Origin of the sequence: Pantoea alfalfae (assembly GCF_019880205.1) — a bacterium.
Classification (GTDB): domain Bacteria; phylum Pseudomonadota; class Gammaproteobacteria; order Enterobacterales; family Enterobacteriaceae; genus Pantoea; species Pantoea alfalfae.
In genome coordinates, this window is the sequence record NZ_CP082292.1 from 1,481,701 (window position 1) to 1,506,945 (window position 25,245).

At 56.1% G+C, this 25,245-nt stretch carries 21 protein-coding genes and 1 tRNA gene; 6 read left to right on the forward strand and 16 right to left on the reverse strand.

The window, feature by feature from the left end:
* Positions 1-56: 56 nt before the first annotated feature.
* Positions 57-1,484, reverse strand: coding sequence for an exodeoxyribonuclease I (gene sbcB, locus K6R05_RS06885; protein ID WP_161734413.1), 1,428 nt, complete (start codon positions 1,482-1,484; stop codon positions 57-59).
* Between the two features lie 556 nt (positions 1,485-2,040).
* On the opposite strand from sbcB, the gene dacD reads away from it, so the two are divergent.
* The 3 genes from dacD (at position 2,041) to tmaR (ending at position 5,008) form a co-directional block, all read left to right on the forward strand.
* Positions 2,041-3,204, forward strand: coding sequence for a serine-type D-Ala-D-Ala carboxypeptidase DacD (gene dacD, locus K6R05_RS06890; protein ID WP_202604973.1), 1,164 nt, complete (start codon positions 2,041-2,043; stop codon positions 3,202-3,204).
* 258 nt (positions 3,205-3,462) lie between these two features.
* Positions 3,463-4,521: an FUSC family protein gene (locus tag K6R05_RS06895; protein WP_161734409.1), complete on the forward strand. Its 1,059-nt coding sequence runs from the start codon at positions 3,463-3,465 to the stop codon at positions 4,519-4,521.
* A gap of 160 nt (positions 4,522-4,681) precedes the next feature.
* Positions 4,682-5,008 carry a PTS system regulator TmaR gene (gene tmaR, locus K6R05_RS06900; RefSeq protein ID WP_004571340.1) on the forward strand — a complete coding sequence of 109 codons (327 nt, stop codon included), beginning with the start codon at positions 4,682-4,684 and terminating at the stop codon, positions 5,006-5,008.
* Between the two features lie 88 nt (positions 5,009-5,096).
* On the opposite strand, the gene K6R05_RS06905 is transcribed toward tmaR, so the two are convergent.
* The 4 genes from K6R05_RS06905 to K6R05_RS06920 all read right to left on the reverse strand — a co-directional run bounded on the left by K6R05_RS06905 (position 5,097) and on the right by K6R05_RS06920 (position 9,108).
* Positions 5,097-6,158 (reverse strand): LacI family DNA-binding transcriptional regulator, encoded by a 1,062-nt coding sequence (locus K6R05_RS06905; RefSeq protein ID WP_222925266.1) that lies wholly within the window; start codon positions 6,156-6,158, stop codon positions 5,097-5,099.
* A gap of 126 nt (positions 6,159-6,284) precedes the next feature.
* Positions 6,285-7,199, reverse strand: a complete 915-nt coding sequence (locus tag K6R05_RS06910) for a ketopantoate reductase family protein (protein ID WP_161734405.1) — start codon at positions 7,197-7,199, stop codon at positions 6,285-6,287.
* Positions 7,200-7,379: 180 nt separating this feature from the next.
* On the reverse strand, positions 7,380-8,153 hold the full coding sequence (locus K6R05_RS06915) for a phosphate/phosphite/phosphonate ABC transporter substrate-binding protein (protein ID WP_222925267.1): 774 nt from the start codon (positions 8,151-8,153) through the stop codon (positions 7,380-7,382).
* Complete coding sequence (locus K6R05_RS06920) at positions 8,146-9,108, reverse strand: fatty acid desaturase (RefSeq protein WP_222925467.1); 963 nt, start codon at positions 9,106-9,108, stop codon at positions 8,146-8,148. The genes K6R05_RS06915 and K6R05_RS06920 overlap by 8 nt, the downstream gene beginning before the upstream one ends.
* Before the next feature lie 208 nt (positions 9,109-9,316).
* Between K6R05_RS06920 and K6R05_RS06925 the strand changes: the two genes are divergently transcribed.
* The 3 genes from K6R05_RS06925 (at position 9,317) to K6R05_RS06935 (ending at position 14,451) form a co-directional block, all read left to right on the forward strand.
* The gene (locus K6R05_RS06925) at positions 9,317-10,339 is read left to right on the forward strand and encodes an LLM class flavin-dependent oxidoreductase (protein WP_222925268.1); all 1,023 of its coding nucleotides are present in this window, start codon (positions 9,317-9,319) and stop codon (positions 10,337-10,339) included.
* A gap of 443 nt (positions 10,340-10,782) precedes the next feature.
* Complete coding sequence (gene katG, locus K6R05_RS06930) at positions 10,783-13,002, forward strand: catalase/peroxidase HPI (protein WP_253419239.1); 2,220 nt, start codon at positions 10,783-10,785, stop codon at positions 13,000-13,002.
* Between the two features lie 240 nt (positions 13,003-13,242).
* Positions 13,243-14,451, forward strand: coding sequence for an MFS transporter (locus K6R05_RS06935; protein WP_262390916.1), 1,209 nt, complete (start codon positions 13,243-13,245; stop codon positions 14,449-14,451).
* 132 nt (positions 14,452-14,583) lie between these two features.
* On the opposite strand, the gene K6R05_RS06940 is transcribed toward K6R05_RS06935, so the two are convergent.
* The 11 genes from K6R05_RS06940 to K6R05_RS06985 all read right to left on the reverse strand — a co-directional run bounded on the left by K6R05_RS06940 (position 14,584) and on the right by K6R05_RS06985 (position 25,174).
* A complete protein-coding gene (locus K6R05_RS06940) occupies positions 14,584-15,654 on the reverse strand; it encodes an ABC transporter ATP-binding protein (RefSeq protein ID WP_222925270.1) in 1,071 nt (356 codons plus the stop codon).
* The gene (locus tag K6R05_RS06945) at positions 15,651-16,631 is read right to left on the reverse strand and encodes an ABC transporter ATP-binding protein (RefSeq protein ID WP_222925271.1); all 981 of its coding nucleotides are present in this window, start codon (positions 16,629-16,631) and stop codon (positions 15,651-15,653) included. The genes K6R05_RS06940 and K6R05_RS06945 overlap by 4 nt, the downstream gene beginning before the upstream one ends.
* Entirely contained in the window at positions 16,628-17,575 is a 948-nt protein-coding gene (gene opp4C, locus K6R05_RS06950) for an oligopeptide ABC transporter permease (RefSeq protein ID WP_167493445.1), read from the reverse strand. The genes K6R05_RS06945 and opp4C overlap by 4 nt, the downstream gene beginning before the upstream one ends.
* The gene (locus K6R05_RS06955; protein WP_161734393.1) at positions 17,575-18,534 is read right to left on the reverse strand and encodes an ABC transporter permease; all 960 of its coding nucleotides are present in this window, start codon (positions 18,532-18,534) and stop codon (positions 17,575-17,577) included. Before K6R05_RS06955 ends, opp4C begins: the two co-directional genes overlap by 1 nt.
* Positions 18,535-18,587: 53 nt before the next feature.
* On the reverse strand, positions 18,588-20,249 hold the full coding sequence (locus tag K6R05_RS06960; RefSeq protein WP_222925272.1) for an ABC transporter substrate-binding protein: 1,662 nt from the start codon (positions 20,247-20,249) through the stop codon (positions 18,588-18,590).
* A 315-nt stretch (positions 20,250-20,564) separates the two neighbouring features.
* The gene (locus tag K6R05_RS06965; RefSeq protein ID WP_222925273.1) at positions 20,565-21,614 is read right to left on the reverse strand and encodes an LLM class flavin-dependent oxidoreductase; all 1,050 of its coding nucleotides are present in this window, start codon (positions 21,612-21,614) and stop codon (positions 20,565-20,567) included.
* Positions 21,615-21,636: 22 nt separating this feature from the next.
* Positions 21,637-22,587 (reverse strand): aliphatic sulfonate ABC transporter substrate-binding protein, encoded by a 951-nt coding sequence (locus tag K6R05_RS06970; RefSeq protein ID WP_222925274.1) that lies wholly within the window; start codon positions 22,585-22,587, stop codon positions 21,637-21,639.
* Positions 22,584-23,438, reverse strand: coding sequence for an ABC transporter substrate-binding protein (locus K6R05_RS06975; RefSeq protein WP_222925275.1), 855 nt, complete (start codon positions 23,436-23,438; stop codon positions 22,584-22,586). The genes K6R05_RS06970 and K6R05_RS06975 overlap by 4 nt, the downstream gene beginning before the upstream one ends.
* A complete protein-coding gene (locus K6R05_RS22080) occupies positions 23,435-23,839 on the reverse strand; it encodes an LLM class oxidoreductase (RefSeq protein WP_262390900.1) in 405 nt (134 codons plus the stop codon). Before K6R05_RS22080 ends, K6R05_RS06975 begins: the two co-directional genes overlap by 4 nt.
* A gap of 27 nt (positions 23,840-23,866) precedes the next feature.
* Entirely contained in the window at positions 23,867-24,568 is a 702-nt protein-coding gene (locus K6R05_RS22085) for an LLM class flavin-dependent oxidoreductase (protein WP_262390901.1), read from the reverse strand.
* A gap of 530 nt (positions 24,569-25,098) precedes the next feature.
* Positions 25,099-25,174, reverse strand: a tRNA-Asn gene (locus K6R05_RS06985).
* Positions 25,175-25,245 lie beyond the last annotated feature (71 nt).

Here is a 25,245-nt window from a genome sequence, read left to right on the forward strand (position 1 = left end):
GCAAGACAGGAAAGCCTGACCCGGCAGGGGATGCCGGGTCAGGCTTTCTCATGGGTTCAGGAAACCAGCTCCTGCGCATAAAGATAGAGCGCTTTGAGCTGCCCAACCTTTTCTGCATCAGCTTCATGCAGATTAGCCAGTCCTTCCAGTTCCTGCATAAACGCCTGCACCCGATCACCGTTCAGTACGTCACGGCGATGCTCCAGCCAGCGCTGTTGCTCGGCATCATCCAGCGTGCCGGGGAAATTACGCGCCCGATAGCGGAACAGCAGTTTCGCCACCCGCGCACTCTCAAAGCTCAGGTCAAGCGCAGGCAGATTGGCCGGCGCGGTCTGACGAATAATGTTCATCCCGGCGCGATCGGCATCGCTGAAGAATCCATCGTAGAGCTGCGTGTCCACATCCTCTGACGGTGTAAACGGCTCGGCTTCGGCAAACAGCGTAACCAGTTTTTCCCGCACGTCAGGCTGCTGACGCAACAGCGCCAGATTCGTCAGACAGTGCTGACGATCAATACCAAGACGGGCCGCATCTTCCGGACGCAGCGTACTGGCAGGTGCCAGCACCGGACACTTGTTGATATGCACCAGTTTAACCGGTACCGCAGGCAGATCGCCGAGGTCGTTTTTCGGCGTGTAAAGACGTTCACGCAGCGTGTCAGCATCCAGTTGCAGCAGCGGTGACATATCGCCTGCCAGATCCACCACGATCAGCGCATTCCGGTTATCGGGATGCCAGGCCAGCGGCACGATCCAGCTGGTGTTGCCGCGCGCGGCGCCGAACATGCCAGAGACATGGACCAGCGGTTTCATCTGCGGGATGTCGATCAGGTTCATCAGCTTGTTTTTGTTGCGATGGGTAAACAAAAACTCAAACAGTTTCGGCTGCTTCTCTTTTACCAGCTTTGCCATCGCCAGCGTGGCGTAAACATCGGACATTGCATCGTGCGCATTTTCATGGGCCACGCCGTTGGCTTTGGTCAGATGCTCCAGCCGGAAGCTGGGAAAGCCTTCTTCATTTTCCGGCCAGTTGATCCCGTCAGGCCGCAGCGCATAGCAGGCACGCATCACGTCGAGCAGGTCCCAGCGTGAGTTGCCGTTTTGCCAGGCCCAGCCATAAGGGTCATAAAAGTTGCGATAGAAGATATTACGCGTCACTTCATCATCGAAACGTACGTTGTTGTAGCCCACCACGCAGGTTTGTTCGGTGGTGAACAGCTTATGAATGCGTTCGGCAAACTCTGCTTCGATGACGCCGCGGCTCATCGCTATCTGCGGGGTGATGCCGGTAATCATTACCGCTTCGGGCTGTGGCAGATAGTCATCAGGCGGACGGCAGTAGAACACTTCAGGCTCGCCGACCGGATTAAACTCACTGTCGGTGCGCAGGCCGGCAAACTGGGCGGGCCGGTCACGAGAGGGGCTGGTACCGAAGGTCTCATAATCGTGAAACAGAAAAGTGGGCTGTACGCGGTCGTTATTCAAATTTCATATCCGTTCATTGCGTTTACTGGCGTAGAGAACAGAAAGCGTAAAGACCGCTCTCTGTCCGCTCTGAATTTTTGCGCCACAGAGGAGGGTAATCGTTGCGTCTGGTGCGCGCTGACTGTGCGTTCTGCCACAGAGCTATTATAGCGGATCAGGGGATCGTCTGACGCTCTCCCATATGGTAAACCATATTCCGGTACGTCTGAAGTTAAGGGTTCAGTCGGCCTGATGCTTCTCTTCAACCGTCAGACCTCTGCAATCACTGCAGCAGGCGTGCGAGCCTGTATCAGCGGACGCCATTTGGAATCCGCTACGCATTTTCGCAGCCTATGTATGCCGCTCTCAGCGCAGCGTATGAAATGACGCCTGCGCTTCCTCTGTTCTGCCCTGGCGGGCGAACCGCGTTACTTCGTCAGACGCGCACCCGCCTGGCGCCCGGTTCATACTTTTTTTCAATTTATTCAAACCTTCACAACGCTTTTGCCGTACAACGTGCGGCTGTTTCCGTTTCGTTTTTAGAAATTTTCTCTCCCGTGCAATTAAGGATGAAGTGTTGAAAAGGCGTCTGTTGTTCACCGTTACCGCTACTGTTTTTTGGGCCTCGCTGGCACAGGCTGATGCGATTCCCTTTCCTGTGACGCCTCCGGCGATTGATGCGGCTTCCTGGGTATTGATGGATGCCACTACCGGGCAGGTGCTGACCGCGGGCAATCCCGATGAACGCCGCAATCCCGCCAGCCTGACCAAACTGATGACCGGCTACGTGGTCGATCGCGCTATCGACCAGAAGAAAATCAGCCGGGACGACATGGTCACAGTTGGAAAAGATGCCTGGGGTGCAGGGAATCCGGTGTTTAAAGGGTCCTCCCTGATGTTCCTGAAGCCAGGTGATAAGCTGAGCGTCCGGGATTTAAGCCGCGGCGTGATCATCGACTCCGGCAATGACGCCTGCGTTGCGCTGGCGGATTACGTGGCGGGCAGCGAAGCGAACTTCGTCGGTATGATGAATCATTATGTTGAGAAGCTCGGCCTGCAGAATACGCATTTTGAAACGGTTCATGGTCTGGATGCGCCAGGTCAGTACTCCAGCGCGCTGGATATGGCGAAGCTGTCACGCGCCATCATCGATGGCGAGCCTGATTTTTATGCCATGTACAGTGAAAAGACCCTGACCTGGAATGGCATTACCCAGAACAACCGTAATGGTCTGCTATGGGATAATAATCTCCACGTTGATGGGCTGAAAACCGGTCACACTGAAACCGCGGGCTTTAATATCATCGCGTCAAATGTGGTGGGCAAACATCGCCTGATCGCTGTCGTCATGGGGGGGAAAAGTTCGAAAGGCCGGGAAGAGCAGGCGCGTAAACTGCTGGTCTGGGGCCAGAACACCTTCGATACCGTTCAGCTGTTCCATGCGGGTAAGAAGATTGGCAGCGAAAATGTCTGGTACGGCAATCCGCATCAGGTAGAGGTGGGAACGGCAGAAGATGTTTATCTGTCGCTGCCGCGCAGTGAAGTGCAGAACGTGAAGGCGAAATACGTCATCGATCGTAAAGATCTGGAAGCACCGCTGAAAGCCAATGAAGTGATCGGCGAGATTCAGGTGATGGATAAAGATCAGCAGATTGCTCACTATCCGCTGGTGGCACTGAGTGCGGTCGAGCCAGCAGGCGTGATTACTCGCCTGACGGACTATCTTAAACAGAAGTTCTGATTGTCGCCGGGCAGTACAGAAACGGGTAGCCTGCGGGCTGCCCGTTTTCACATTTATACCCTGAGCCTGTTACCGATACCTGATAAAGGTTAAAAAGCCGTATTAAGTTGTTCATGACTTCCGGTCAGGTATGTGAGGCGGATGTTGATAATTGTAAGCGAACGTCAAAACTGTTTTGAAATATCCGGCCCGCGCTAAGTCCAGGCCGCGTTCAGGGTTAAGATAGCCCCATCATGTTCCCGTAACCGGAAAGTCACTTTGCGTCCTGACAAGCCCATCTCGAAACTGGAGTTCTGGTTTTATCGCCATTACCGATACGTCCACGGCGTGCGCATTGCCATCGCCTTTTTGCTCTGCTTTATTTTTGTCCGGGCAACCGGTATTCCGGAAGGCACCTGGCCGCTGATCACGCTGGTGGTGGTGATGGGGCCGATTTCCACCTGGGGAAATGTCTTTCCACGCGCCCTGCAGCGCATCTGCGGCACGGTGGCGGGCTCGATTTCCGGGCTGATTGCCCTGAAGCTGGAGCTTATTTCCATGCCGGTGATGCTGGCCTGGTGCGGCATCATCATGGTGATCAGCGGCTACCTGACGCTGGGCAAACATCCCTACATGGCGCTGCTGATCGGGATTACGCTGAGCGTGGTGGTGGGTGCGCCAACCGGCGATTTCACCGTGGCACTGTGGCGCGGTGGTGATGTCATTCTGGGATCGCTGATGGCGCTGCTGTTTACCGCTATCTGGGCGCAGCGCGCCTACACACACTGGCGCATTCAGCTCTCCGACACGCTGGCGGGCATGGCAAAAATCTATCACGCCGGCTTCTCGCCTAACCTGGTTGAAAAGCCGCGTCTCAATAAGCCGCTGGGCAAATTGCTGACCAGCGTGATCAAAATGCGGGCGCTGCTGGAGCCGTCGAGCAAAGAGACGCGCATTCCGAAGTCGGTGCTTGAAGCGATTCAGACCATAAACCGTAATATGGTTTACACCATTGAGATGCAGATTAATGCCTGGTGGGCCTCGCGTGAGAGCCACCTGATTATGCTTAACGCGCCTGCACTCCGCCGCACGCAGCAGATGACCGAGAATACGCTACGGGCGCTGTCGGTGATGGCGATTGAGGGTGAAACAGAAGAGGTGATTGCCAACAGCCATGAGCTGACCGAAATCAGTGGCGAACTGCGCAGACTGATCGCCGAAGCGGGCAGCGACGGGCTGGAAGAGACGCCAATCTACGGCTACGTCTGGCTGACGCTGGAACTGGCGAAACAGCTGGAGCGGATGACCGATCTGATGCGGATGGCGCTGCGCAAATAATCACCTCAGACAAGGACTTAATGTGAAACCGGGTTTCTTTGCGCTAAGATAAGAGCCAGTCTGAATTTAGCTGTGAAAATTGCTTACCTGGCGGGCTAGCCGCTAAGCTGATCGTTTTGACTCTCTCCCTGCGTCAGCAGGCTTAAAGAAAGGTGCCATCATGGAAAATGCCAAGCAGTCATTTCAGGACGTACTGGAGTTCGTGCGTATGTTCCGCCGCAAAAACAAACTGCAGCGTGAAATTGTCGATAATGAGAAGAAAATCCGCGATAACCAGAAGCGCGTACTGCTGCTCGACAACCTGAGCGAATATATCAAACCCGGCATGAGCGTTGAGGCCATTCAGGAAATCATCGCCAGCATGCGTGTGGATTATGAAGACCGCGTGGATGAGTACATCATCAAAAACGCCGACCTGTCTAAAGAGCGTCGCGAGCTGTCGAAAAAAATCAAAGCGATGGGCGTGGGCGAACACCCGAAAGCCTAAGAACAGAGCGCTTATGCGTTCTGTGTTCCCTGTGAACCCGCATTCACTCCGGTGGTGCGGGTTTTTTATTATCTGTCTCAGCGCAGAATTATTTACCCGCCAGCCTGCGGGCAATCTCCTGTAGCTGACGAGAGAGCGCCACTACATCGACCCGCTTATCCGCGGGCGGGGCGGTGGTCTCACGAATTACCAGCGTGGTTTTCAGCGCGTTGGCTGGTGCCTCTTCACCCTGAAGCCGCGCCAGCATCCGCTCAACGCTCTGTGCGCCAAGATAGTGTAAATCCTGCCGCACCGTGGTCAGCGGCGGCTGATACCACGCGCTCTCGGCGGTATCGTCATAACCAATCACGGAGATCCCGGCAGGAATAGCGACGCCATACTGATGCAGCGCCCGCATTGCACCCAGCGCCATCTGATCGTTGGCGACCAGCAGCGCCTGCGGCAGGTCATCGGGCAACTGCGTCAGCAGCGCCTGATAACCCGACTGCGCGCTCCAGTCACCACGCAGCGCGCAATGCGGCGTTAGCTGATGATCGGCCAGCGCCTGACGCCATGCGTTTTCGCGCTGACGGGCTGACACCGAGCGCAGCGGCCCGCTTAACAGGCCAATCTGACGATGCCCCAGCGCCACCAGATGTTCAACGGCGGCACGTGCGCCGGACTCATTGGGATACTGACACTGCGCCACCGCCGCCTGCGGTTCGACATCCAGAAACAGCACCGGCTTGCCGCCGCACAGCAGCTGGATCTGCTGCGCTTCATCGGCATCCAGCGGCAGGTTAATCAGCAGCCCATCGACCCGCTGAGCCAGCAGTTCATTCACGGTGGCGGCCGCATCGTGGCCGCTGTCCATCGCAATCACCAGATGATAACCCGCCCGCGCAGCACGCTGCTGAATCGCCGAGGCGATCTGCGCCGGTGCCATCAGGGCCAGGTCGCTGGTCGCGAGACCTAACGTGCGCGTCGCCTTGCCCGCCAGCTGCTGCGCCACCCGATTAGGCACATAATTGAGCTGCTGCATCGCCGCCTCAACCCTTTCCCGCGTGCGGGCTGACACCTGTTCAGAACGATTTAAAACACGTGAAACGGTTTGATATGAGACGCCGGCCAGTTGAGCGACATCATCAAGGGTCACGGAGCGGGAAGTCATTGAACTCTCCAATAGATGAAGCGACGAGTGTAACAAATTTTCATGCTGTGCTGCTGCCGGCCACCTGTTCACCACCATGCCAGCGGGGGAAAATGGCGGTACCCGACCCGCGGACGTTGCCGGTTGTTAACGCTGCTGCAGATAGACCTGCAGGTTCACATCCACCGCGTTCAGCAGCGGCGTGGCAAGCCCGTTTCGTTTCGCCCGCAGCAGCAGGTCACCGATGATCTGATCGGCTTCAATATCATAACCTTGAGTGAGATCGCGGTACATTGAGGAGGTCATCGGGGTCGCGGGATTGTTTAACAGCTCAAAAATGCGGGCCGTCACCGCCGGGCGCGGCTGATAGCCTTCGGCAGTAATGACAGACAGAATCTCCGTAAAGATCCCCTGTAGCAGCGCTTCGCCGCCGCGCGAGGTGAGGATCTGCCGGGTATCGCCGCGTGCCAGGCAGCAGACCGCGCCGAGCGTGCTGAGCAGCAGCCACTTCTCCCACAGCTCATCCATGATGTTATCGCTGAACAGGGTATCAACCTGACAGTCGCGCAGCGCGGCATCAACCCGTTGCAGCCGTTCATCATTATTGCCGTCCAGCGCGCCGTAAAAGATCTGATGCAGCGGTGTCATCTGGATGATTTCGCCCTGTTCGCCCAGCGTAGCGTTGATCTTGCACAGGCCGCCAATCACCTTATCTTCGCCGAAGCGCTGTTGCAGCGTCGCGATGTGCCGCATTCCGTTAAGAATCGGCATAATCAGCGTGTCCGGGCCGACCGCAGGTGCAATGTCCTCCATCACCTGTTCAAGGGCAAAGCTCTTCACCGTCACAATAATCAGATCATAGTGGCCCGTCAGGGTGCTGACCTGCGTCAGCTGCGGCTGTAACGTTTCGGTACCCTGCGGCGTCTGCAGCACCAGCCCGTTGTTTTGCAGCTGCTGATAACGGCGTTCACGCACCAGAAAAGTCACGTCCTGACCTGCCTGAGCCAGTCGTGCACCAAAGTATCCACCGGTCGCGCCGGCGCCTGCCATCAGAATCCGCATTCCACTCTCCCTTTGCTGAAAACCTTTACCTTAGAACGCCGCGAGCGTGCTTACCAGCGTTAGCCTCCGGCGTAGCGTTTCGGGGTGCGTGAAAAAACAGGCAGGGAAAGCATGAGCAGTGAGGCGAGAATGCAGAAAAATCAGATTTTCCCGGTCAGCAGGGCGAATTAGCGTGCGGCGTTAAAGCCGGGTGACGCCCAGCTCGGCAGCCTGCTGTTCCCACGCCAGCACGTCCTGATAATCGTCTCGCTGCACCGGGCTGAATCCACTGATGAGATTGTCGTCGCAGACGCTGCGAAAGGCGGGATCGTTTACCAGCTGATGCAGCGCTGTACGCAACGTCTCCAGCCGGGCGGCTGACGTTGAGGCGGCCGTAATCAGCGGCAATCCGGGTGCGGCGGGTGTCTCACCGATGATATGCAGGCCGCGCAGTTCATCCGGCGCATAGCGCGCCAGCAGCGCCCAACTCACACAGTCGATAGCAGCGATATCTGCCTGCGAATCACGCAGCGCTGCCAGCGACTGACGGTGTCCGCCGCTCAGCAGCAGCTGTGAAAAGGTCACGCCCTGACGCGCCGCCACAAACCGCAGCGCGTTATAGCCGGATTGCGAGTCCGGGCTGTTAGCCACGGCCCGCTGACCGTTGAAATCGGCCAGCGTCGCCTGTTTATCCCGCGCCACCAGCCAGCTGCGATAATCGCGCCCGCTGCAGCCCGCAGCCTGATAGTGAAAGGTGCCGACCAACTGAACCGCCGGTAACTGGCTGACCAGCGGATAGCCGCAGGTCTGACTCAGCAGCAACCGGTCATCCCGCCAGTGGACCAGCAGATCGTCAGGCCAGACCGGCTGTGCCTCTGTGTCATGCTGCGCCAGCAGCGTAACCACAGCCTGCATCAATGCCCGCGTGGCAGGCGGATGGAGCGCATACATGGGCAAAGCGAGCAGATTATTCATGGGTTTTCTCCCCTGAGCGGCCCGGATGGGCATTGACCCCGACCGGTCTGGCCCAGAACTGACGCAGCCAGACCCGGTAGCCCGCCACCCGAAAACCGTGGTTGCGCTGATAGTATTGCTCGCGGTCGCGCAGATAGAGCGGGCGCAGGCCATACCACGGAACGCCAGGCAGATCGTGATGCACTGAATGGTAGTTCAGATTCAGAAACAGTATGCGCCAGGGCCAGGCCGCTTCATTATTCACCGAACGTGCCAGCGGGTCTTCCGCTGCACGATGTTCATAAAAGGATCGTATTTTGGTCAGCGCCAGCGCCGGATAACTTACCGCCAGCAGATACCACAGCGGCGAAAACCCGAGCTCCGCCATCCAGTAAAACAGCAGAGCCAGCAGCGCGCCATGCAGCAGCCACATGCCCGTCGCAGAGCGATCGCCACGTCGCAACGCCTGCCACATCCCGCCAACGGTCGACGCGATATCCAGTAGCGGGCCGAGCAGCAACCGTCCCGGAAACGTGTTTCGCAGATGAATCAGCCGCTGCTGCCAGCGCGGCAACTGCGCCCAGCGTGCAGCGGAGAAATAGTAGGTTTCCGGGTCCTCATCTGGCTCGGTCAGGGTGTGATTGCGATGATGGGCCAGATGAGAGTCGCGATACAGACCATAGGGATACCAGACCGCCAGCGGCAGGGTGCCGAACAGCTGGTTCATTCTCGGCCAGCGCGTGGGATGGCCATGGATCAGCTCGTGCTGCAGTGACATATACCAGGTGGTAAAGACGATCAGCAGCAGGGTAGCGGGCAGTCGTCCCAGCGTCTGCCAGTTAAGCATCACCGGGAACCAGCCGCCGTAAATCACGCCCATCAGCAGCCAGGTCGGCAGTTCGCTGCGCCAGAGCCAGCTGCGCGCGCGTTGTTTCAGCCAGGCGCGCTGCTGTAAAGAGAGATAGCCGTTGTGCATCATTCACCTGACAGCGGAAGCAAGAGTCTGGAGAGTGAAAGAAAGGACGAACAAAGACAAAGTGGATAATCTGCTTAGCTATGTCGAAATTCCTGAATATGGCGCTTAAAGATATTCACTATCAGTCGCCGCGTGGAGGGCGTAACCTTTCCTTATCAAAAATCGCCTATAGCCCACAGGCGCTTACCGCCTGTCAGGAGAAATACAGATGAAAAATATCGGCTTCTTATCCTTTGGTCACTGGACGCCTTCGTCGCAGTCCGCCACCCGCACCGCGCAGGATGTGTTACTGCAATCGATCGACTTAGCGGTCGCTGCTGAGGAGCTGGGCGCAGATGGCGCTTACTTCCGTGTCCACCATTTTGCCCGTCAGCTCAGCTCGCCGTTTCCGCTGCTGGCTGCCGTGGCAGCGCGGACCCGCAAAATTGAGATCGGTACCGGTGTTATTGACATGCGTTACGAAAACCCGCTTTACATGGTGGAAGATGCCAGCGCGGCAGACCTCATCTCCAACGGGCGTCTGCAGCTGGGCCTGAGCCGCGGTTCACCTGAGCAGGTGATCGATGGCTGGCGCTACTTTGGTTTTGAACCGAAAGCGGGTGAAAGCGATGCGGATATGGGCCGTCGTCACACCGAAGAGTTCCTGGACGTGCTGCGCGGCGAAGGCTTTGCAAAGCCGAATCCACAGCCAATGTTCCCGAACCCGCCGGGCCTGCTGCGACCAGAGCCGCTTTCGGAAGGGCTGCGTGATCGCATCTGGTGGGGCTCCGGTTCCAATGCCACCGCAGAATGGGCAGCAAAAATGGGCATGAACCTGCAAAGTTCAACCCTGAAAGATGATGAAACCGGCGAGCCATTCCACATTCAGCAGGCGAAACAGATCCGCGCCTACCGCGAGGCCTGGAAAGCGGCGGGGCATCAGCATGCGCCACGCGTTTCCGTCAGTCGCAGCATCTTTGCGCTGGTGAATGATATGGACCGCGCCTACTTTGGCCGCAGCGGTAACGCTCAGGATTCCGTTGGTTTCCTGGATGAGAAAACCCGTGCCATCTTTGGCCGCAGCTACGCCGCAGAGCCTGAAGTACTGATTAAGCAGCTGGCGCAGGATGAGGCGATTGCTGAAGCGGATACGCTGCTGTTGACCGTGCCTAACCAGCTTGGTGTCGCCTACAACGCCCATGTGATTGAGGCAATTCTGAAGTATGTTGCCCCGGAACTCGGCTGGCGTTAAGTCACTACCCGAGCGCCCGCGCAAGCGGGCGCTCAGTTGTTTCTCCATAAACCTGTATTACCTGTCATTCACCTCTGCGATCGTTAACGTTTTTTAATCATTTTCTCTTTTCGTCTTTCTGCCGCTCTTGTCTGGCGTGTGTTCCGTCCATTCCATCAACTACACCGGTTTAGCCAGCGACCGCGGCTAAATCTGGTCAGGCCGTTGTTCTGCCAGCATTGAATAAGACGGTTGTGCAACCGGTTGTGTCGGAATAGTCTGATGCAGGTCGGTGCCGCTTCGTTGATGATTCCGGGTAGTAACATCCGTTGCGACATTGCTGGAAGCTGTTGAAATAAACCTTATTCAAAGGGATAAGCTATCAATCTTATAGGATGAGACAGGTGTGAGTTCCTGAAGATCCTCTATAGAGTAGCGATGAAAATACAAAAAGAGGTGTGACCATGAGCAATTCCATTGATGAAGATGCAAAAGATGCAAAGCCTATTGTTGAAGCCGATCGCGAAGCGCCTGAAAGCAAATGCCCTTTTCATGCAGGCAAGCCAGCGCAGCCAAATCAGGCGCCGGGTGGCGGAACAACTAACCGTGACTGGTGGCCTAACCAGCTCCGCGTTGACCTGCTGAACCAGCACTCATCCCGTTCGAATCCGCTTGATGCATCCTTCGACTACCGTAAAGAATTTGCCAGATTAGATTACTCTGCGCTGAAAGCTGACATTAAAGGGCTGCTCACCGAGTCACAGGCCTGGTGGCCCGCTGACTGGGGCAGCTATATCGGCCTGTTTATTCGCATGGCCTGGCACAGCGCCGGAACCTATCGCTCCGTAGACGGACGCGGTGGTTCAGGCCGTGGTCAGCAACGTTTCGCCCCCTTAAACTCCTGGCCGGACAACGTCAGTCTGGATAAAGCGCGCCGCCTGCTGTGGCCGATTAAACAGAAATATGGCCAGAAAATCTCCTGGGCTGACCTCTACATCCTGGCGGGTAACGTTGCGCTGGAAAACTCCGGCTTCCGTACCTTCGGCTTTGGTGCCGGACGCGAAGATGTCTGGGAACCGGATATGGATGTGAACTGGGGCGAAGAAGCCGCCTGGCTGGAACACCGTCACCCGGAATCCCTGGCACAGTCGCCTCTGGGTGCCACCGAAATGGGTCTGATCTACGTCAACCCGGAAGGTCCGGAACACAGCGGCGATCCTGCCTCTGCGGCCCCGGCGATTCGCGCCACCTTTGGCAACATGGGCATGAACGACGAAGAGATCGTGGCACTGATTGCCGGTGGCCATACCCTGGGTAAAACCCACGGTGCCGCACCGGCCAGCCACGTGGGCGTCGATCCGGAAACCGCACCGATTGAAGCGCAGGGTCTGGGCTGGGTCAACAGCCACGGTACGGGCGTCGGCGCAGATGCGATTACCTCTGGCCTGGAAGTGATCTGGTCGCAGACACCGACCCAGTGGAGCAACTACTTCTTCGAGAACCTGTTCAAATATGAGTGGGTTCAGACGCGCAGCCCCGCGGGAGCCATCCAGTTTGTAGCGGCTGATGCGCCAGATATCATCCCGGATGCGTTTGATTCTACTAAGAAACACAAACCGACCATGCTGGTCACTGACCTGACGCTGCGTTTTGACCCGGAGTTTGAAAAAATTTCGCGTCGTTTCCACAACGATCCGCAGGCGTTCAACGAAGCCTTTGCCCGTGCGTGGTTTAAGCTGACCCACCGTGATATGGGGCCAAAAGCGCGCTACATCGGACCTGAAGTGCCACAGGAAGATCTGATCTGGCAGGATCCGCTGCCTGCACCGGTTTATCACCCAACTGTGGCCGATATCGCCCAGCTGAAAGAGAAGATTGCCGCATCCGGCCTCAGCGTCAGCGAGCTGGTTTCCGTTGCCTGGGCTTCGGCATCGACGTTCCGTGGTGGCGACAAGCGCGGTGGTGCCAACGGTGCCCGACTGGCGTTGCTGCCGCAGCGTGAGTGGGACGTCAATGCCGTCGCAGCACGTGTTCTGCCTGCGCTGGAAGCGATTCAGCGCGAAGCCCACAAGGCTTCACTGGCGGATGTCATCGTTCTGGCGGGTGTGGTTGGTGTTGAGCAGGCGGCGAAAGCGGCTGGCGTCTCGATCGACGTGCCCTTTACCCCGGGCCGTGTCGATGCGCGTCAGGATCAGACCGACATCGAGTCATTCGATCTGCTTAAACCGCGTGCGGATGGTTTCCGTAACTTCGGCACCGGCTTCGGCAAAACCACCACCGAAAGCCTGCTGATCGACAAGGCACAGCAGCTGACCCTGACCGTGCCAGAGTTGACGGTGCTGGTGGGCGGGATGCGTGCGCTTGGCACTAACTTCGATGGCAGCCAGCACGGTATCTTCACGCACCATGTAGGATCGCTGAATACAGACTTCTTCGTGAATCTGCTGGATATGCGTACCGAGTGGAAAGCGACTGATGGCAGCAATGAGAAATTCATCGGACGCGATCGCGTCAGTGGTGAAACCCGTTTCACCGCTACCCGCGCCGATCTGGTGTTTGGTTCCAACGCGGTGTTACGCGCCTCGGCAGAAGTCTATGCCAGCAGCGATGCCCGTGAAAAATTCGTCAAAGATTTTGTCGCCGCCTGGACAAAAGTGATGAATCTGGATCGGTTTGATATCTGATTGCTGTTGACGTTGTAAAAACCAGAAACCCGCTGATGTCAGCGGGTTTTTTTTGCGTGTCTGAAAGCCTCAGGGGAGTAAAGGCATGTTCAGAAAATCTGTTCCTGTCGGGTATTAAAGCTCAATTACCTCTTCAGCGATGACGCTTAAAACATAAATGTTATTGCTTAATTGGCATTTCGGATGCGCTCTGTCACCAGATAAAGTCATTTTATTATTCTGACTGACGGACTGGCTATGATGATCAGATTCTCTTTTTTATGGCCCCTTTTTACGCTCGATTTCATCTTACATTTCAGCAGAGCACTCACTTTCACGTTCTTTCCCATCTACCTTTCACAGACACTGCAGTTTAATCCGCTGATGACAGGCTATGCGCTGGGAGGCAGTCTGGTGATAGCGACGGTGGCGGGTGTCTGGTGTGGCGTGTTAATTGATCGCTTCACCCCTCTGCGGTCCCTTTTTCTGGCGATTCTCCTCTCGGTTGTTGTCTATGACTTATTAACACACGTCCAACACTTCATTCAGGTTTTTATTTTATTGATCATGATTGAGGTCGCTTTTACCACCATGCACCTCGCAGTAAAATCGCTTCTGTCAGGCTTGTTGCCTGCTGACCAACGAGGTGCTGCCTTTTCGGTTACCTATACCCTGATTAATATCGCTTTTTGCAGTGCGCCGATTCTCGGTATTCTCGCCAGTCACTATGCCGTACATGCGCCGATGTGGTTGTCCGCAGGATTAAGTTTTATTTCACTCTGCATACTCAGCCTGTACTACCGACGTTACGATGCTCATCTGCAGGTAAACTCTCCCGTTAACGGGCCGAAAACCAGCCTGAAGCAGACGTTCAGCGTATTAATCAGCGATTATCGGTTGCAGCTTTTTACCCTTGGGGGGTTGTTCAGCGCGCTGGTCTATGGCCGTTTTGCGACGTATTTATCGCAGTATCTGGGATATGTGGTCAGCGAGTCAGAAGCACTGAGGTTGATTACGTTGATTGTCAGTATCAACGCAGCAACGGTCATTCTGTTGCAGTACGTTATTGGCAAAAGGATCACCCAGAAAAATAGGGTGCTCAGTGTGATGGCCGGAACCGGATTACTGGTGATGGGATTATATTTCTACCATGTCTCTGAACTGACCCTGTTCTGGATTATCGCCACCATACTCTTCTCGTTAGGCGAGGTCATTCTTGTTCCGTCGGAGTTTCTTTTTATCGATTCTATTGCCCGTGATGATATGAAAGGGGCCTACTTCGGTGTGCAGAATATTGCGATGTCAGGCGGCGGAGCCAACGCTATTCTTTTCGGCTACCTGCTCAACAGCCATCTTATCCCGCCATCCGCCATCTTCTATTTACTGATTCTGTTTGCCCTGCTGGGATGTGCTTTATACCTTATTGGCATTCGCCAGAAAAACAGGGTGGTGCCAGCCAGAGAGTCCTGAGCGCTGCCCGGACGGGATAAGAGAAGTGAAATAATACCCAACAAAAAACCCGCTCAGGTTTCCCTGAGCGGGTTTACGAATCTGGCTCATCTGACCGGGCACGTCTTTGCCAGTAACTGACTACTCATCACGCTAAACCTGAATGATATCTCTGTCAGGACCGCCCTGATGACCACTAATAGTTGCGGGTTTCACAAATCTGGTTGCTCTGTCTGGTGAAACTCCCACTCTGTTTTGCTGGACCAAATGACACGCTACATGGTGCCCTGGCGACGCTTCACGTAATTCCGGTACTGCCTCGCGGCACTGCGTTTCCGCCAGCGGGCAGCGTGACGAGAAGCGGCAGCCGGATGGCGGGTGTGACGGATCCGGAATCTCCCCCTTAATCACCGCGATGGGTTCATGTTGTGGGTCGAGCGTCGGTACGGCGGCCAGTAGCGCCTGCGTGTAAGGATGCAGCGGCTGACTGAACAGGGTGTCGCGGCTGGCGGTCTCCACCAGTTGCCCGAGATACATTACCGCCACGTCATCGCAAAGATGTTCCACCACGCCGAGGTCATGCGAAATAAACAGGAAGGTGACGCCGAGGTCATCGCGCAGATCGGAAAACAGGTTGATGATCTGTGCCTGAATGGAGACATCCAGCGCTGAAATGGGCTCATCGGCGATAATAAAGTCCGGATTGAGAATCAGTGCCCGGGCAATGCCAATGCGCTGGCGTTGTCCCCCCGAGAATTCATGCGGGAAACGCGGATAATGCTGCGGAGCCAGCCCGCAAATCTTCATTACCGCGATTACCCTGTCGTACAACTCCGCTCGGGTGCAGAGTTTGTGTGCCAGTAACGCCTCACCAATCGCATCGCCGATACGCATACGCGGATTGAGAGAGCTGTAGGGATCCTGAAACACCAGCTGGATTTTGGGACGCAGCGCCTGCATTTCCCGCGCCGTCAGCGTCGACAGGTCCTGTCCCCGATACTTAATCGTGCCAGCGGTTTTATCATATAAGCCCAGCAGTGTGCGGCCTACGGTGGTTTTGCCGCTACCGGATTCGCCCACCAGACCGAAGATGGTGCCCGGACGGATGCGAAAGCTGACACCGTCAACGGCACGAAGCTGCCCGGTTTCCTGACCAAACAGGCCGTCGCGTATCGGGAAGTGCTTCTTCAGCGCGTCCACTTCAATGATGTATTCAGAACTCATGCGAAAGATTCCACTTTTTCACTGTGAAAACAGGCGGCCTGCCGCGTTGTACCCACCAGCGGCGGTATGCCTGTCCGGCAAATTTCGCTGGCGCGTTCGCAGCGGTCAAAAAAAGCGCAGAATGCGGGCAGCGCGGCAAGGTCCGGCACCTGGCCGGGGATGGAGTAGAGCCGACGTCGCCGCTCGCCGGGAACCGGTCGGGAGGCGATCAAGCCCTGGGTATAGGGATGCAGCGGATTACGCAGTACCTCTGCGGTGGGGCCGTATTCAACAACCCGCCCGGCATACATCACGACTACCTGCTCCGCCATCCGGGCAATGACGCCCAAATCGTGGGTGATCAGCATCAGCGCCATCTGGCTGGCACGGGCCTGATCGCGCAGCAGACGCAGAATCTGGGCCTGAACGGTGACGTCCAGCGCCGTGGTTGGCTCGTCGGCAATCAGCAGTTTCGGCTGGCAGCTGAGTGCCATCGCAATCATGATGCGTTGTAGCATGCCGCCGGAAAGCTGGTGCGGGTAGCTGGTCATCAGACTCTCCGCGCGCGCCAGTCCGACGCGGCTAATCAGCGCGATCGCCTGCTGCCAGGCGGCTTTAGGTGATTCCCCCCGATGGCGAATCAATGGCTCACACAGCTGCTCGCCAATGGTCAGCACCGGATTCAGGGCGCTCATCGGTTCCTGAAAAATCATCGCCAGCTGGTTGCCTCGCAGGTCGGCCATCCTGGCGGGATTGAGTGTAAGCAGATCCTGCCCCTGGAAGCGGATGGCTCCGCCGTCAATACGCGCGGCCTGAGGCGGCAACAGTCCCATCAACGACATGGCGGTAACGCTTTTGCCACAGCCGGATTCGCCGACAATACCCAGGGTCTGTCCGGCATGAATAGTAAAGGAGACCTCCTGCACGGCCTGCACACGCCCCTGTTCGACGGCAAAGGAGACGGATAACTGTTCGAAGGTGATCAGTGGCTGGCTCATTTCTGGCTCCGTTTCATGCGGGGATCGAGCGCATCACGCAAGCCGTCGCCCAGTACGTTAATGGCAACCACGGTGATAAAGATGGCGATGCCTGGTGGCATCCACAGCCACGGGCGACGTTGAAAGTCGATCAGGCTATTGGCGGCATCCATCATATTGCCCCAGGAGGGGGTCGGCGGGACGACGCCAAGACCGAGATAGCTCAGCGCCGACTCGCTCAGAATGGCGTTCGCCACAGCCATCGTCGCCATGACCACCAGAATCGGGATGGTATTGGGCAGCAGATGACCAAACAGGCGGCGACGTGATGACAGGCCCAGTACCTGCGTTGCCAGCATAAAATCACGCTCGCGCAGCGAAAGGATTTGCCCGCGCACCAGCCGCGCCAGTTTAGGCCACTCCAGCAGGCTCAGCATGATGACCACCATATAGATGCGCGCATCCGCTGAGAAATCGAGTTCCGACAGCATGGCGCCGGCGACAATCAGCAGCGGCAGGCTGGGAATGGTCATGACCAGATCGGCCAGACGCATAATCAGCTTGTCGGTCAGGCCACCCGCGTAGCCCGACACGGCACCGAGCAGATAACCCAGCGCCACCGACAGCAACATCGTCAGCAGGCCAATGGTCAGCGAAATGCGCCCGGCAAGGAGCAAACGGGTGTAGACGTCCCGCCCCAGAAAATCGGTTCCCAGCCAGTGCTGTGCCCCTGGCGGTTTATTGATCATCAGGGCATCCGTGGCGTCATCCTGCCACGGCGACCAGATCGGCCCCAGCACGCACCAGATCGCCATGACAATCAGTAAAACCAGGCACACCATCGCCAGCGGATTGCGCCGTAATGCCTGCCACGCCTGACGCCACGGTGAGGGCGTGGCCTGGGCAAGCGCCGGGATCACCGCTTTGCGCAGGCGGCGTTGCGTAGAAAAAAGTGAACTGATCATCATGAACTCACCCGAATACGCGGGTCAGCCCACGCGTAAAGCACGTCGGCCAGCAGATTGCCGAGGATAGTTAATACCGCCAGGAACAGCGTGAAACCCATCAGCACCGGATAGTCACGGGCAGCGAGCGAATCGATGTGGATATGTCCTGCACCCGGCCAGTTGAAGACTTTTTCGGTGATGAGAGCACCCGAGAACAGGCCCGGCAGCTCAAAGCCGAGCAGGGTAATGATCGGCAGCAGCGCATTGCGCAATGCATGTTTCATGATCACCGTGCGTTCGCGTAAACCTTTTGCCCGGGCAGTGCGGATGAAATCCATTTTGATGACGTCGAGCATGCTGGCGCGAAAATAGCGCGTCAGGCTGCCCGCCTGCAACATTACCAGTGCCAGCACTGGCAGCATCAGGTGGGCCGCCACCTGGACAATATAGGCCCAGCCGCTGTCATCACTGCCGGTGTTGGTCATGCCGCCGACCGGCAACCAGTGCAGATCTACCGCAAACCATTTGATTAACAGCAGGCAGAGAAAAAAGGTTGGAAAAGACATTGCGGCAAACACCAGCACGCTGACCAGATGATCGAACCACGAGTTGGGTTTGATTGCCGACGCGATACCGGCGGCCAGGCCAATTCCCCAGTAAAATACCAGTGCGACACTGGCGAGCAGGAAGGAATTCCAGACGTATTGATTGAGCAACTGAGTGACAGGAATCTGGTATTGCAGTGAGAAACCCAAATCACCCCGCACCAGCTGGCCGAGCCAGTGCAGATAGCGGGTGAGCAGCGGCTGATCAAGGCCGTAAATCGCCTTCAGCTCAGCCGCGCGCGCGGCGGTCAGCGTCACGTTGCCATCAATAAAGTCACCGGGTGTCTTTGCAAACAACATAAAGATGATAAAAGAGGCAAACAGCAGCATGGGCAGGGTGTTCAGCAGCCGCCTCAGGATAAAATTTCTCATGGTCTTCTCATATCAGCCGTCAGGAAGTCCCGACGGCTGAACAGTGGGCAAGGTTACTTAACGATTTTGACGTCCGGCAGACTGCCGGTCAGGCCGTTATAGATATCCGGTTTAAAGCCGGTCACGCGGGCGCTGCTGGCGGAGAGGATCTGGCGATAGCCGAGCAGGATCACCGGTGGGTCATCTGCCAGCACTTTGTACAGCTGGTGATAAATCGGTTTGCGCTGTGCCACATCCAGCACGGCATTGCCTTCATTAATCAGCTTATCCACCTGAGGATTGTTATAGCCGGACTCCTTAGCCTCGGTGCTGTAGTAATCCCATACCCCGTCATGCGGATCGTTTAACGTGCTGGTACTAAAGGACGCCAGGTCGTAATTGCCCGCTTTGCGCTGCGCCATCAGCGCATTGAAGTCCACCACCTGAGGTTTCAGCAGCACACCAATTTGCTGCCAGTCCTCTTTGGCGATCGGGATAAGCGCGTCGTTCAGCACTTTTTTGCTCGCCAGTAAGGTCAGTTCAAGACGTTTGCCGTCCTTTACGCGAATACCATCGGCTCCGGGTTTCCAGCCCGCCTCATCAAGCAATTTTTTCGCCTGTGCCGGATCGTATTTGTAGGGATTCACGCCATCCGGGTTATATGCCCAGGAGATAGGCGCGATAGGTTCGACAGCAACCTTGCCATACCCCTGGTACACCACATCGATTAGCTTCTGACGATCCAGCCCGTAAATCAGCGCCTGACGCACTTTCGCATCCTGCAACGCCGGGCGGCGAACGTTGAACTCGACTTTGCTGTAATCACTGGACCCGTAGAGGTTGATATTGGCAAAGCCGAGCAGTTTCAGCTGTTCAATATCATCCGGTCGTGAAGTGAAGGCGTCGTAATCCGTTTCACCGGTCTGGAACAACTGGAAATTGGTTGAGGGGTTAGTGACGCGATAAATAAAACGAGGCGTTGGCGGTGTGCCACGATAAAAGTGGCTATTGGCATGAAAACGAATTTCCTGCCCGGGGATGTATTTGTCATAGACATAGGGGCCATTGCCCAGCGGTTTGCCATGCAGGGTGCGCAGATAGTCAAGATTGCCACGCTGATAGCCTTTGCCGTAATAAGCTTCCGACAGCACCGGCCCGCCAATTTTTGCCAGTGTGGTTGCGCCAGGTTGTGTGGTGGTGATCTGGAGCGTGAGGGGATCGATCACTTTCAGGCCACTGACGCTGTCGGCTTTACCTGTTTTATATTCCGCGCCCCCGGCAATATTCGCGAGCGTGATGTCGGTGTCGCCATCATATTTCGGGTCGTACAGGACGGTAAGGGTAAAGGCGACGTCTTTGGCGGTGAGTGGGGAGCCGTCGCTGAACGTCAGATTGGGGCGCAGCTTAATGGTATAGACTTTGTTATCCGGGCTTACCGTCCAGCTTTCCGCCAGACCCGGCACCAGATTGCCGTGGCTGTCCCAGTCAATCAGGCGTGAAAAAATGACGTTGGTGACATTTTCATCCCAGCCGTTGACAAAAAAGTAAGGGTTAAAAATTCCCTGAGGTTCAGAAATGCCCGCCACCACCGTATCTTTGCGCAATTTCGCCGCTGCCGGAATCTGGCTGGAATCGGTGGCCGGGGTGATACCTTCTTTAAGGGCATCGTCGGCAAACGTCATAGAGCTGAAGGCTGCCAGGCTGCTGAAGAGTGCTATTTTAAGTCTGAACTGCATGCTTTGTTTGTTTATTAAACTGACCAAAAGAGATCCCTCAAAAATATAATGACAATGTTCATTTACAAAAACTGAAAATTAATCGTCCCCTGATCCGGTGTCTAACAATCAAACGCTATAACAAATAACGAAATGTCCTTATGTTATTTATGGATAAGCTTGGGAATAATTGTCTTTATTATAAGAATGCGACTCAGATCAACGTTACGGCACATTAAAAAGATCGGTTACGAATCCGGACGTCTGCGCTATTTTTAACGCGTTAAGACGGAATGCCGCGGTAAGGACATTTGCCGCTGACTGTCATTGTGGATTTCATTCGGGCCCAACGTGTGAGACATGCGGCAGTGCTGTCCAGCCCAACTCCGGCGCAATCAGCGTCGCAAAATCGCTGATAATCTGGCTGTACTCCGCATAATGCAATTCATAAGGCAGTTCAATTCTCAGCTCATTCACCAGACGTAAGACGGGATCGTGAAACAGCCGTTCGAGAATCTGCTCCGCACTGCCCACGATATCCTGAGAGAACAGGGTGCGTCGGGAGCCCTGGGGTGCCAGAGTGCGCGAGTGGCGGCTGGCGGCAAACTGCTGATAATGTCTGCGGGTGGTGGCATCCGCACTGTCGGTGGGAATGATGATGCGTCCCAGGGCGATGCGCGCCGCACGCCGACCGACAGCCGCGAGATTTTCACGATACAGCTGGATTTGTGTCCGCTGTGCCTGGTAAAAATCATCCGTTTCTTCACCGGAGGTGAGATTGCCCGCGAGCAGATTAAACCCGTGGCTGCCTGCCCAGCGCGCCGAGCGAAGTGATCCTCCGCCGTACCACAATCTGTCGACCAGACCGGCTGCAAAGGGCTGAACACGCGGGCGTTGCGTATTGCCGGGTGAGATAATGACCGTATTGTCATCACCGAAGAAGCGGCCACTCAGGTTATCGCGCAGAGTCAGGACGCGCTGGTAAGAAAAATCCTGCTGCTGCCAGGCATCACCCCAGACAGAATGACCGATTAACTCAAGATGATTAGGCGCGCCTGCGCTCAGGCCGACATTCAACCGTCCTCTGGCGAGAATATCCACTGTCGCCAGGTCTTCAGCCAGACGAAATGGACTCTCATAACCCATCTGAATTACGGCGCTGCCCAGTTCTATCTGGCGGGTACGTTGCGTGGCGGCCGCGAGAAAGGTGCTGGCTGACGATACGCCATGTTCCAGATGTCGCTGGCGTACCCAGGCACCATTAAAACCCAGCTGTTCACCGCGTTCGAACAGCTGTAACGTCTGTTCAAGCCCCTGAAGCGGAGCGTCATCAGGATAATTCCCCGGTGTCAGAAACGAGATATGCGAGATAGCCGGTTGCGTCATTCTGTTTTACTCATACCGGGGCTTAAGGCGTCAGCGTGACGACATGCTGGCGAGTGTCCGGATGGCTGGCGATCAGACCCTGTTGCTGATACCAGTCGGCTATATGCCCGATATGGGTTATTGCGGCGTCATCGACCGGCGTAACAGGAACGGTGTTGACCTTGCCCAGCAGTGCCGCCAGTGTGCTTCCCTGCTGCCCCATCTGTGAAGCCCAGATCTTACCTGCCTCAAGCGGATGGACTTTGGCCCAGTGGTTCTCTTGCTGCAATACGTCATAAACCCAGTTAAGCACTTCAGGGTGCGCCTTATAAAACGCCTCGCTGACGAAATAACCTGCTGCATTTTCCGAACCAATCTGCTGACCCGTACTCAGCTGGCGGGCGTCATAACTCTGCCTGGCCAGAGAGAGGAAGGGATCCCAGGTCGCCCAGGCATCGACATGTCCCCCTACAAATGCCGTACCGGTGTCGGAAGGGCTGAGATAAACTTTGGCCACCTCCTGCTCCGGAATTCCGGCACGATCCAGCGCGCGTGAGAGCAGATACTCGCCGGTCCCGCCTTTGTTCACCGCCACCTTTTTGCCGCGCAGATCCTGCAATGAATGGATATCGCTGCTATTGCGCACCACAATCCCTTCACCTTCAGCGGGCATGGCCTGATAAGCGAAGAAACGCAACGGCAAACCCGCAGCGATGGCGGTAACAAACGCTGTGGAGCTGCCGGTGGTCATGTCAATTGAACCGGCATTTAACGCTTCATAAGCCGGGGCGGCAGCCGCAAAAGGGCCCGACCAGACGACGTTCACCTGATGCGCGGCCAGCGCTTTTTCCAGCGTTCCTTTCTCTTTAGCCAGTGCTAAGTCCGTGGGGCCACGCAGAAAACCAATGCGCAGCGTGAGCGGTTCAGTCGCCATGGCCATCCCGGCACACAGTATCAGTGCAGCAACAGCGGTACGGGGTATCCAGCGGGTCATATCTGTCTCCTGGCGTTCAGGGATAAAGCCATCGGGATGAACCCCACGGCAAAAAGATCGTCAGCCTGCTGCTGCTGTTCGGCTAACAGAGCGTCATTGGCAGGGGTGATCCCCCAGGGACGCCCGCGTATTGTTTCCAGCCACTCATCGGGCAGGGTGGTTGGGTTGAGCTTGTCGGCAAGGATCTGCGCGGCGGCTACCGGATGCTGCTCAATCCAGGCATCATTTACGCGCAACTGTTTCACGATCCAGGCTGCGACTTCGGGGTAACGTTGCTGCCACGCGGCACGCGTCCAGAACAGTGAACGGTTAATGATTTCATCGCCGACGGTGGAGCGCGCAACGACATCCTTTATCTGTAACGCGCGAGTCAGCCAGGGATCGATTGCCAGCCAGCCATCAATGTCGCCATTGCGTAACGCAGTCATGGCATCCTGCCCCTGCAGGTCCAGCAGGGTGACATCGGTGCGGCGCAGGTTTTGTTTTTGCAGCAGACGCGCCAGAAAATGATCGGTGAAAGAACCGGGCATGCCCGTCAGTCGTTTACCACGCAGCGAGGAGATAGTGTTGCTTTGCAATGTCAGCAACGCGCAGTTGTTATTACGTGGCGGCGAGCTGGCGAGATAAGCGACGTCCAGCCCGGTGGCCTGCGCACTTATCGGCGGGGTTGACCCGGTGCCAACCACATCGACCTGTTCATCAGCCAGCCACTCGCCGCTGCGTGCGCCCAGGGTATAGTCGAACCATTCCAGCTGCCAGCCCCGGTCTCTGGCGGCAGGTTCGATGACTCCGCGATGGCGCAGAATAAACAGCGAGAGATTACTGGGATGGCTTCCCAGACGGATTTTCATTGTGCTGGATCTCCACTTCCGACCGGACGATCCCATAGATTTCCCCAGGTAAAGGTATTCTTTGCCGCGTCATCCGGCGGGGTGAGTGACAGTCGTGGCATCACCAGTTCGCTAAAGCGATAGGCTTCCTCCAGCAAGGGGAAACCGGACAGGATAAACACCTCAACCCCCGCCTGCTGATAGGCTCGCAGGGTCCGTTCGACCGTTTCCGGACTGCCGACGATAGCGGTGCCAGGTCCGGGACGCACCAGGCCTATGCCTGCCCACAGTCCAGGGTAGATCTCCAGCTCGCGCGGATCGGCGGGTTTCTGGTCATTGTGCAGTGCACTCATACGGGACTGACCTACGGAGTCTGAACCGCGGGCCAGGTGCTGCCGGGCGGCAATGGCGCTGTCGTCCATCGAGGCATAAAGCGCGTCTACCGCCTGTCACGCAAGTTCATCGGTTTCGCGCACGATCACATAAAGACGAATGCCGTAGCGTAACTGGCGATGGTATTTATCGGCTCTGGCTTTCACCCGGGCGATTTTCTCTGCGGCCTGCGGCGGTGTTTCCCCCCAGGAGAGATAGGTGTCGATGTGCTTTGCCGCGACTTCCTGTGCCGCTTCAGAGGAGCCACCAAACCACAGCGGTGGCGGGGGATATCCGCCGTTGCTCAATGCCAGCCTGGCGTTCTCAATATCCAGGTGTTCCCCTTTGAAGCTGACATTTTCTTCATTAAGCAGGGGACGTAATACCTGCAAAAATTCGTCACTGAGATCATATCGGGCATCGTGATCCAGATGCATGCCGTAAGCGCCCAGCGTATTTTTATCACCGCTGACCACGTTGAGCAGCACCCGGCCTTTCGAAAACTGGTTAAACGTCACGGCCATTTTGGCAAGCAGGGTGGGTGAGATCAGACCCGGCTGGATTGCAATCAGGAACTTCATGCGTTCGGTATAGGGAATAAGTGCCGCCCCCAGAATCCAGGGATCATGTGCACCGGTCGCCAGCAGCGCGCCGGTAAAACCCAGATGATCTACCGCTCGAGCGACCTGCTGGAAATAGGCGTAGTTGACCTGCCGGCTGCCGGAGGCGGTCCAGGGTTGATGACCGTCTGGCGCGGTCAGATACCAGTAAATTTCCACGGTGGTTCTCAAAGTAATACAAACAGGAACCAAAGGAATAACAAAGGGTTATTGCGAGGGGAAATACTAATTATGGCAAAGTTTATCTATATCCAGGCTTAAGGTTATTTATCAAGCCGGGTCAGGAAGGTTGTTAAAATAAACGCGACCCTGCTGGGCCGTTATTTATCCGTTACTAACAGTGATTCGCTTTCACGTCATATTTTGACGCTTTAAGGCGTCAAATAACGCATCAACAGGTGGATATCATTGGCAGGAGATAGTGATGGCGCTTTTTTTGTCAGGCTATGTGGTCCGGGGTTGGTATGAGTTACCCGCTTGCCCATTTCAGGCTGGCATCATCACAATCAGAGTTTATTAAACAGAAACAGGCTTCGCCTGATAAGGGAATGATGACGCGTCGCGGATTGTTTTCCCTGCGCGTTATTCTCTGTGGCGTTGTCTGTCATTGAATATTTGTTGTGGAACATTTGAACGAACATCAGAAAAGCAAAAAGCCCGCTCAGTTTCCTGAGCAGGCTTCTCGAATTTGGCTCCTCTGACTGGACTCGAACCAGTGACATACGGATTAACAGTCCGCCGTTCTACCGACTGAACTACAGAGGAATCGTTTGAACGGGGCGCATAGTAACGGCCACGCCGGATCATGTCAAAGCTCTTTTTCATAAATTCGTGCG

Excerpts from the sequence above, each read along its gene's own strand:
- tmaR (WP_004571340.1), top strand. The coding sequence starts at position 4,682 with ATGGAAAATGCCAAGCAGTCATTTCAGGACGTACTGGAGTTCGTGCGT.
- K6R05_RS06905 (WP_222925266.1), bottom strand. The coding sequence starts at position 6,158 with ATGACTTCCCGCTCCGTGACCCTTGATGATGTCGCTCAACTGGCCGGC.
- K6R05_RS06910 (WP_161734405.1), bottom strand. The coding sequence starts at position 7,199 with ATGCGGATTCTGATGGCAGGCGCCGGCGCGACCGGTGGATACTTTGGT.
- K6R05_RS06915 (WP_222925267.1), bottom strand. The coding sequence starts at position 8,153 with ATGAATAATCTGCTCGCTTTGCCCATGTATGCGCTCCATCCGCCTGCC.
- K6R05_RS06920 (WP_222925467.1), bottom strand. The coding sequence starts at position 9,108 with ATGCACAACGGCTATCTCTCTTTACAGCAGCGCGCCTGGCTGAAACAA.
- K6R05_RS06925 (WP_222925268.1), top strand. The coding sequence starts at position 9,317 with ATGAAAAATATCGGCTTCTTATCCTTTGGTCACTGGACGCCTTCGTCG.
- katG (WP_253419239.1), top strand. The coding sequence starts at position 10,783 with ATGAGCAATTCCATTGATGAAGATGCAAAAGATGCAAAGCCTATTGTT.
- K6R05_RS06935 (WP_262390916.1), top strand. The coding sequence starts at position 13,243 with ATGATCAGATTCTCTTTTTTATGGCCCCTTTTTACGCTCGATTTCATC.
- K6R05_RS06940 (WP_222925270.1), bottom strand. The coding sequence starts at position 15,654 with ATGAGTTCTGAATACATCATTGAAGTGGACGCGCTGAAGAAGCACTTC.
- K6R05_RS06945 (WP_222925271.1), bottom strand. The coding sequence starts at position 16,631 with ATGAGCCAGCCACTGATCACCTTCGAACAGTTATCCGTCTCCTTTGCC.
- opp4C (WP_167493445.1), bottom strand. The coding sequence starts at position 17,575 with ATGATCAGTTCACTTTTTTCTACGCAACGCCGCCTGCGCAAAGCGGTG.
- K6R05_RS06955 (WP_161734393.1), bottom strand. The coding sequence starts at position 18,534 with ATGAGAAATTTTATCCTGAGGCGGCTGCTGAACACCCTGCCCATGCTG.
- K6R05_RS06960 (WP_222925272.1), bottom strand. The coding sequence starts at position 20,249 with ATGCAGTTCAGACTTAAAATAGCACTCTTCAGCAGCCTGGCAGCCTTC.
- K6R05_RS06965 (WP_222925273.1), bottom strand. The coding sequence starts at position 21,614 with ATGACGCAACCGGCTATCTCGCATATCTCGTTTCTGACACCGGGGAAT.
- K6R05_RS06970 (WP_222925274.1), bottom strand. The coding sequence starts at position 22,587 with ATGACCCGCTGGATACCCCGTACCGCTGTTGCTGCACTGATACTGTGT.
- K6R05_RS06975 (WP_222925275.1), bottom strand. The coding sequence starts at position 23,438 with ATGAAAATCCGTCTGGGAAGCCATCCCAGTAATCTCTCGCTGTTTATT.
- K6R05_RS22080 (WP_262390900.1), bottom strand. The coding sequence starts at position 23,839 with ATGGACGACAGCGCCATTGCCGCCCGGCAGCACCTGGCCCGCGGTTCA.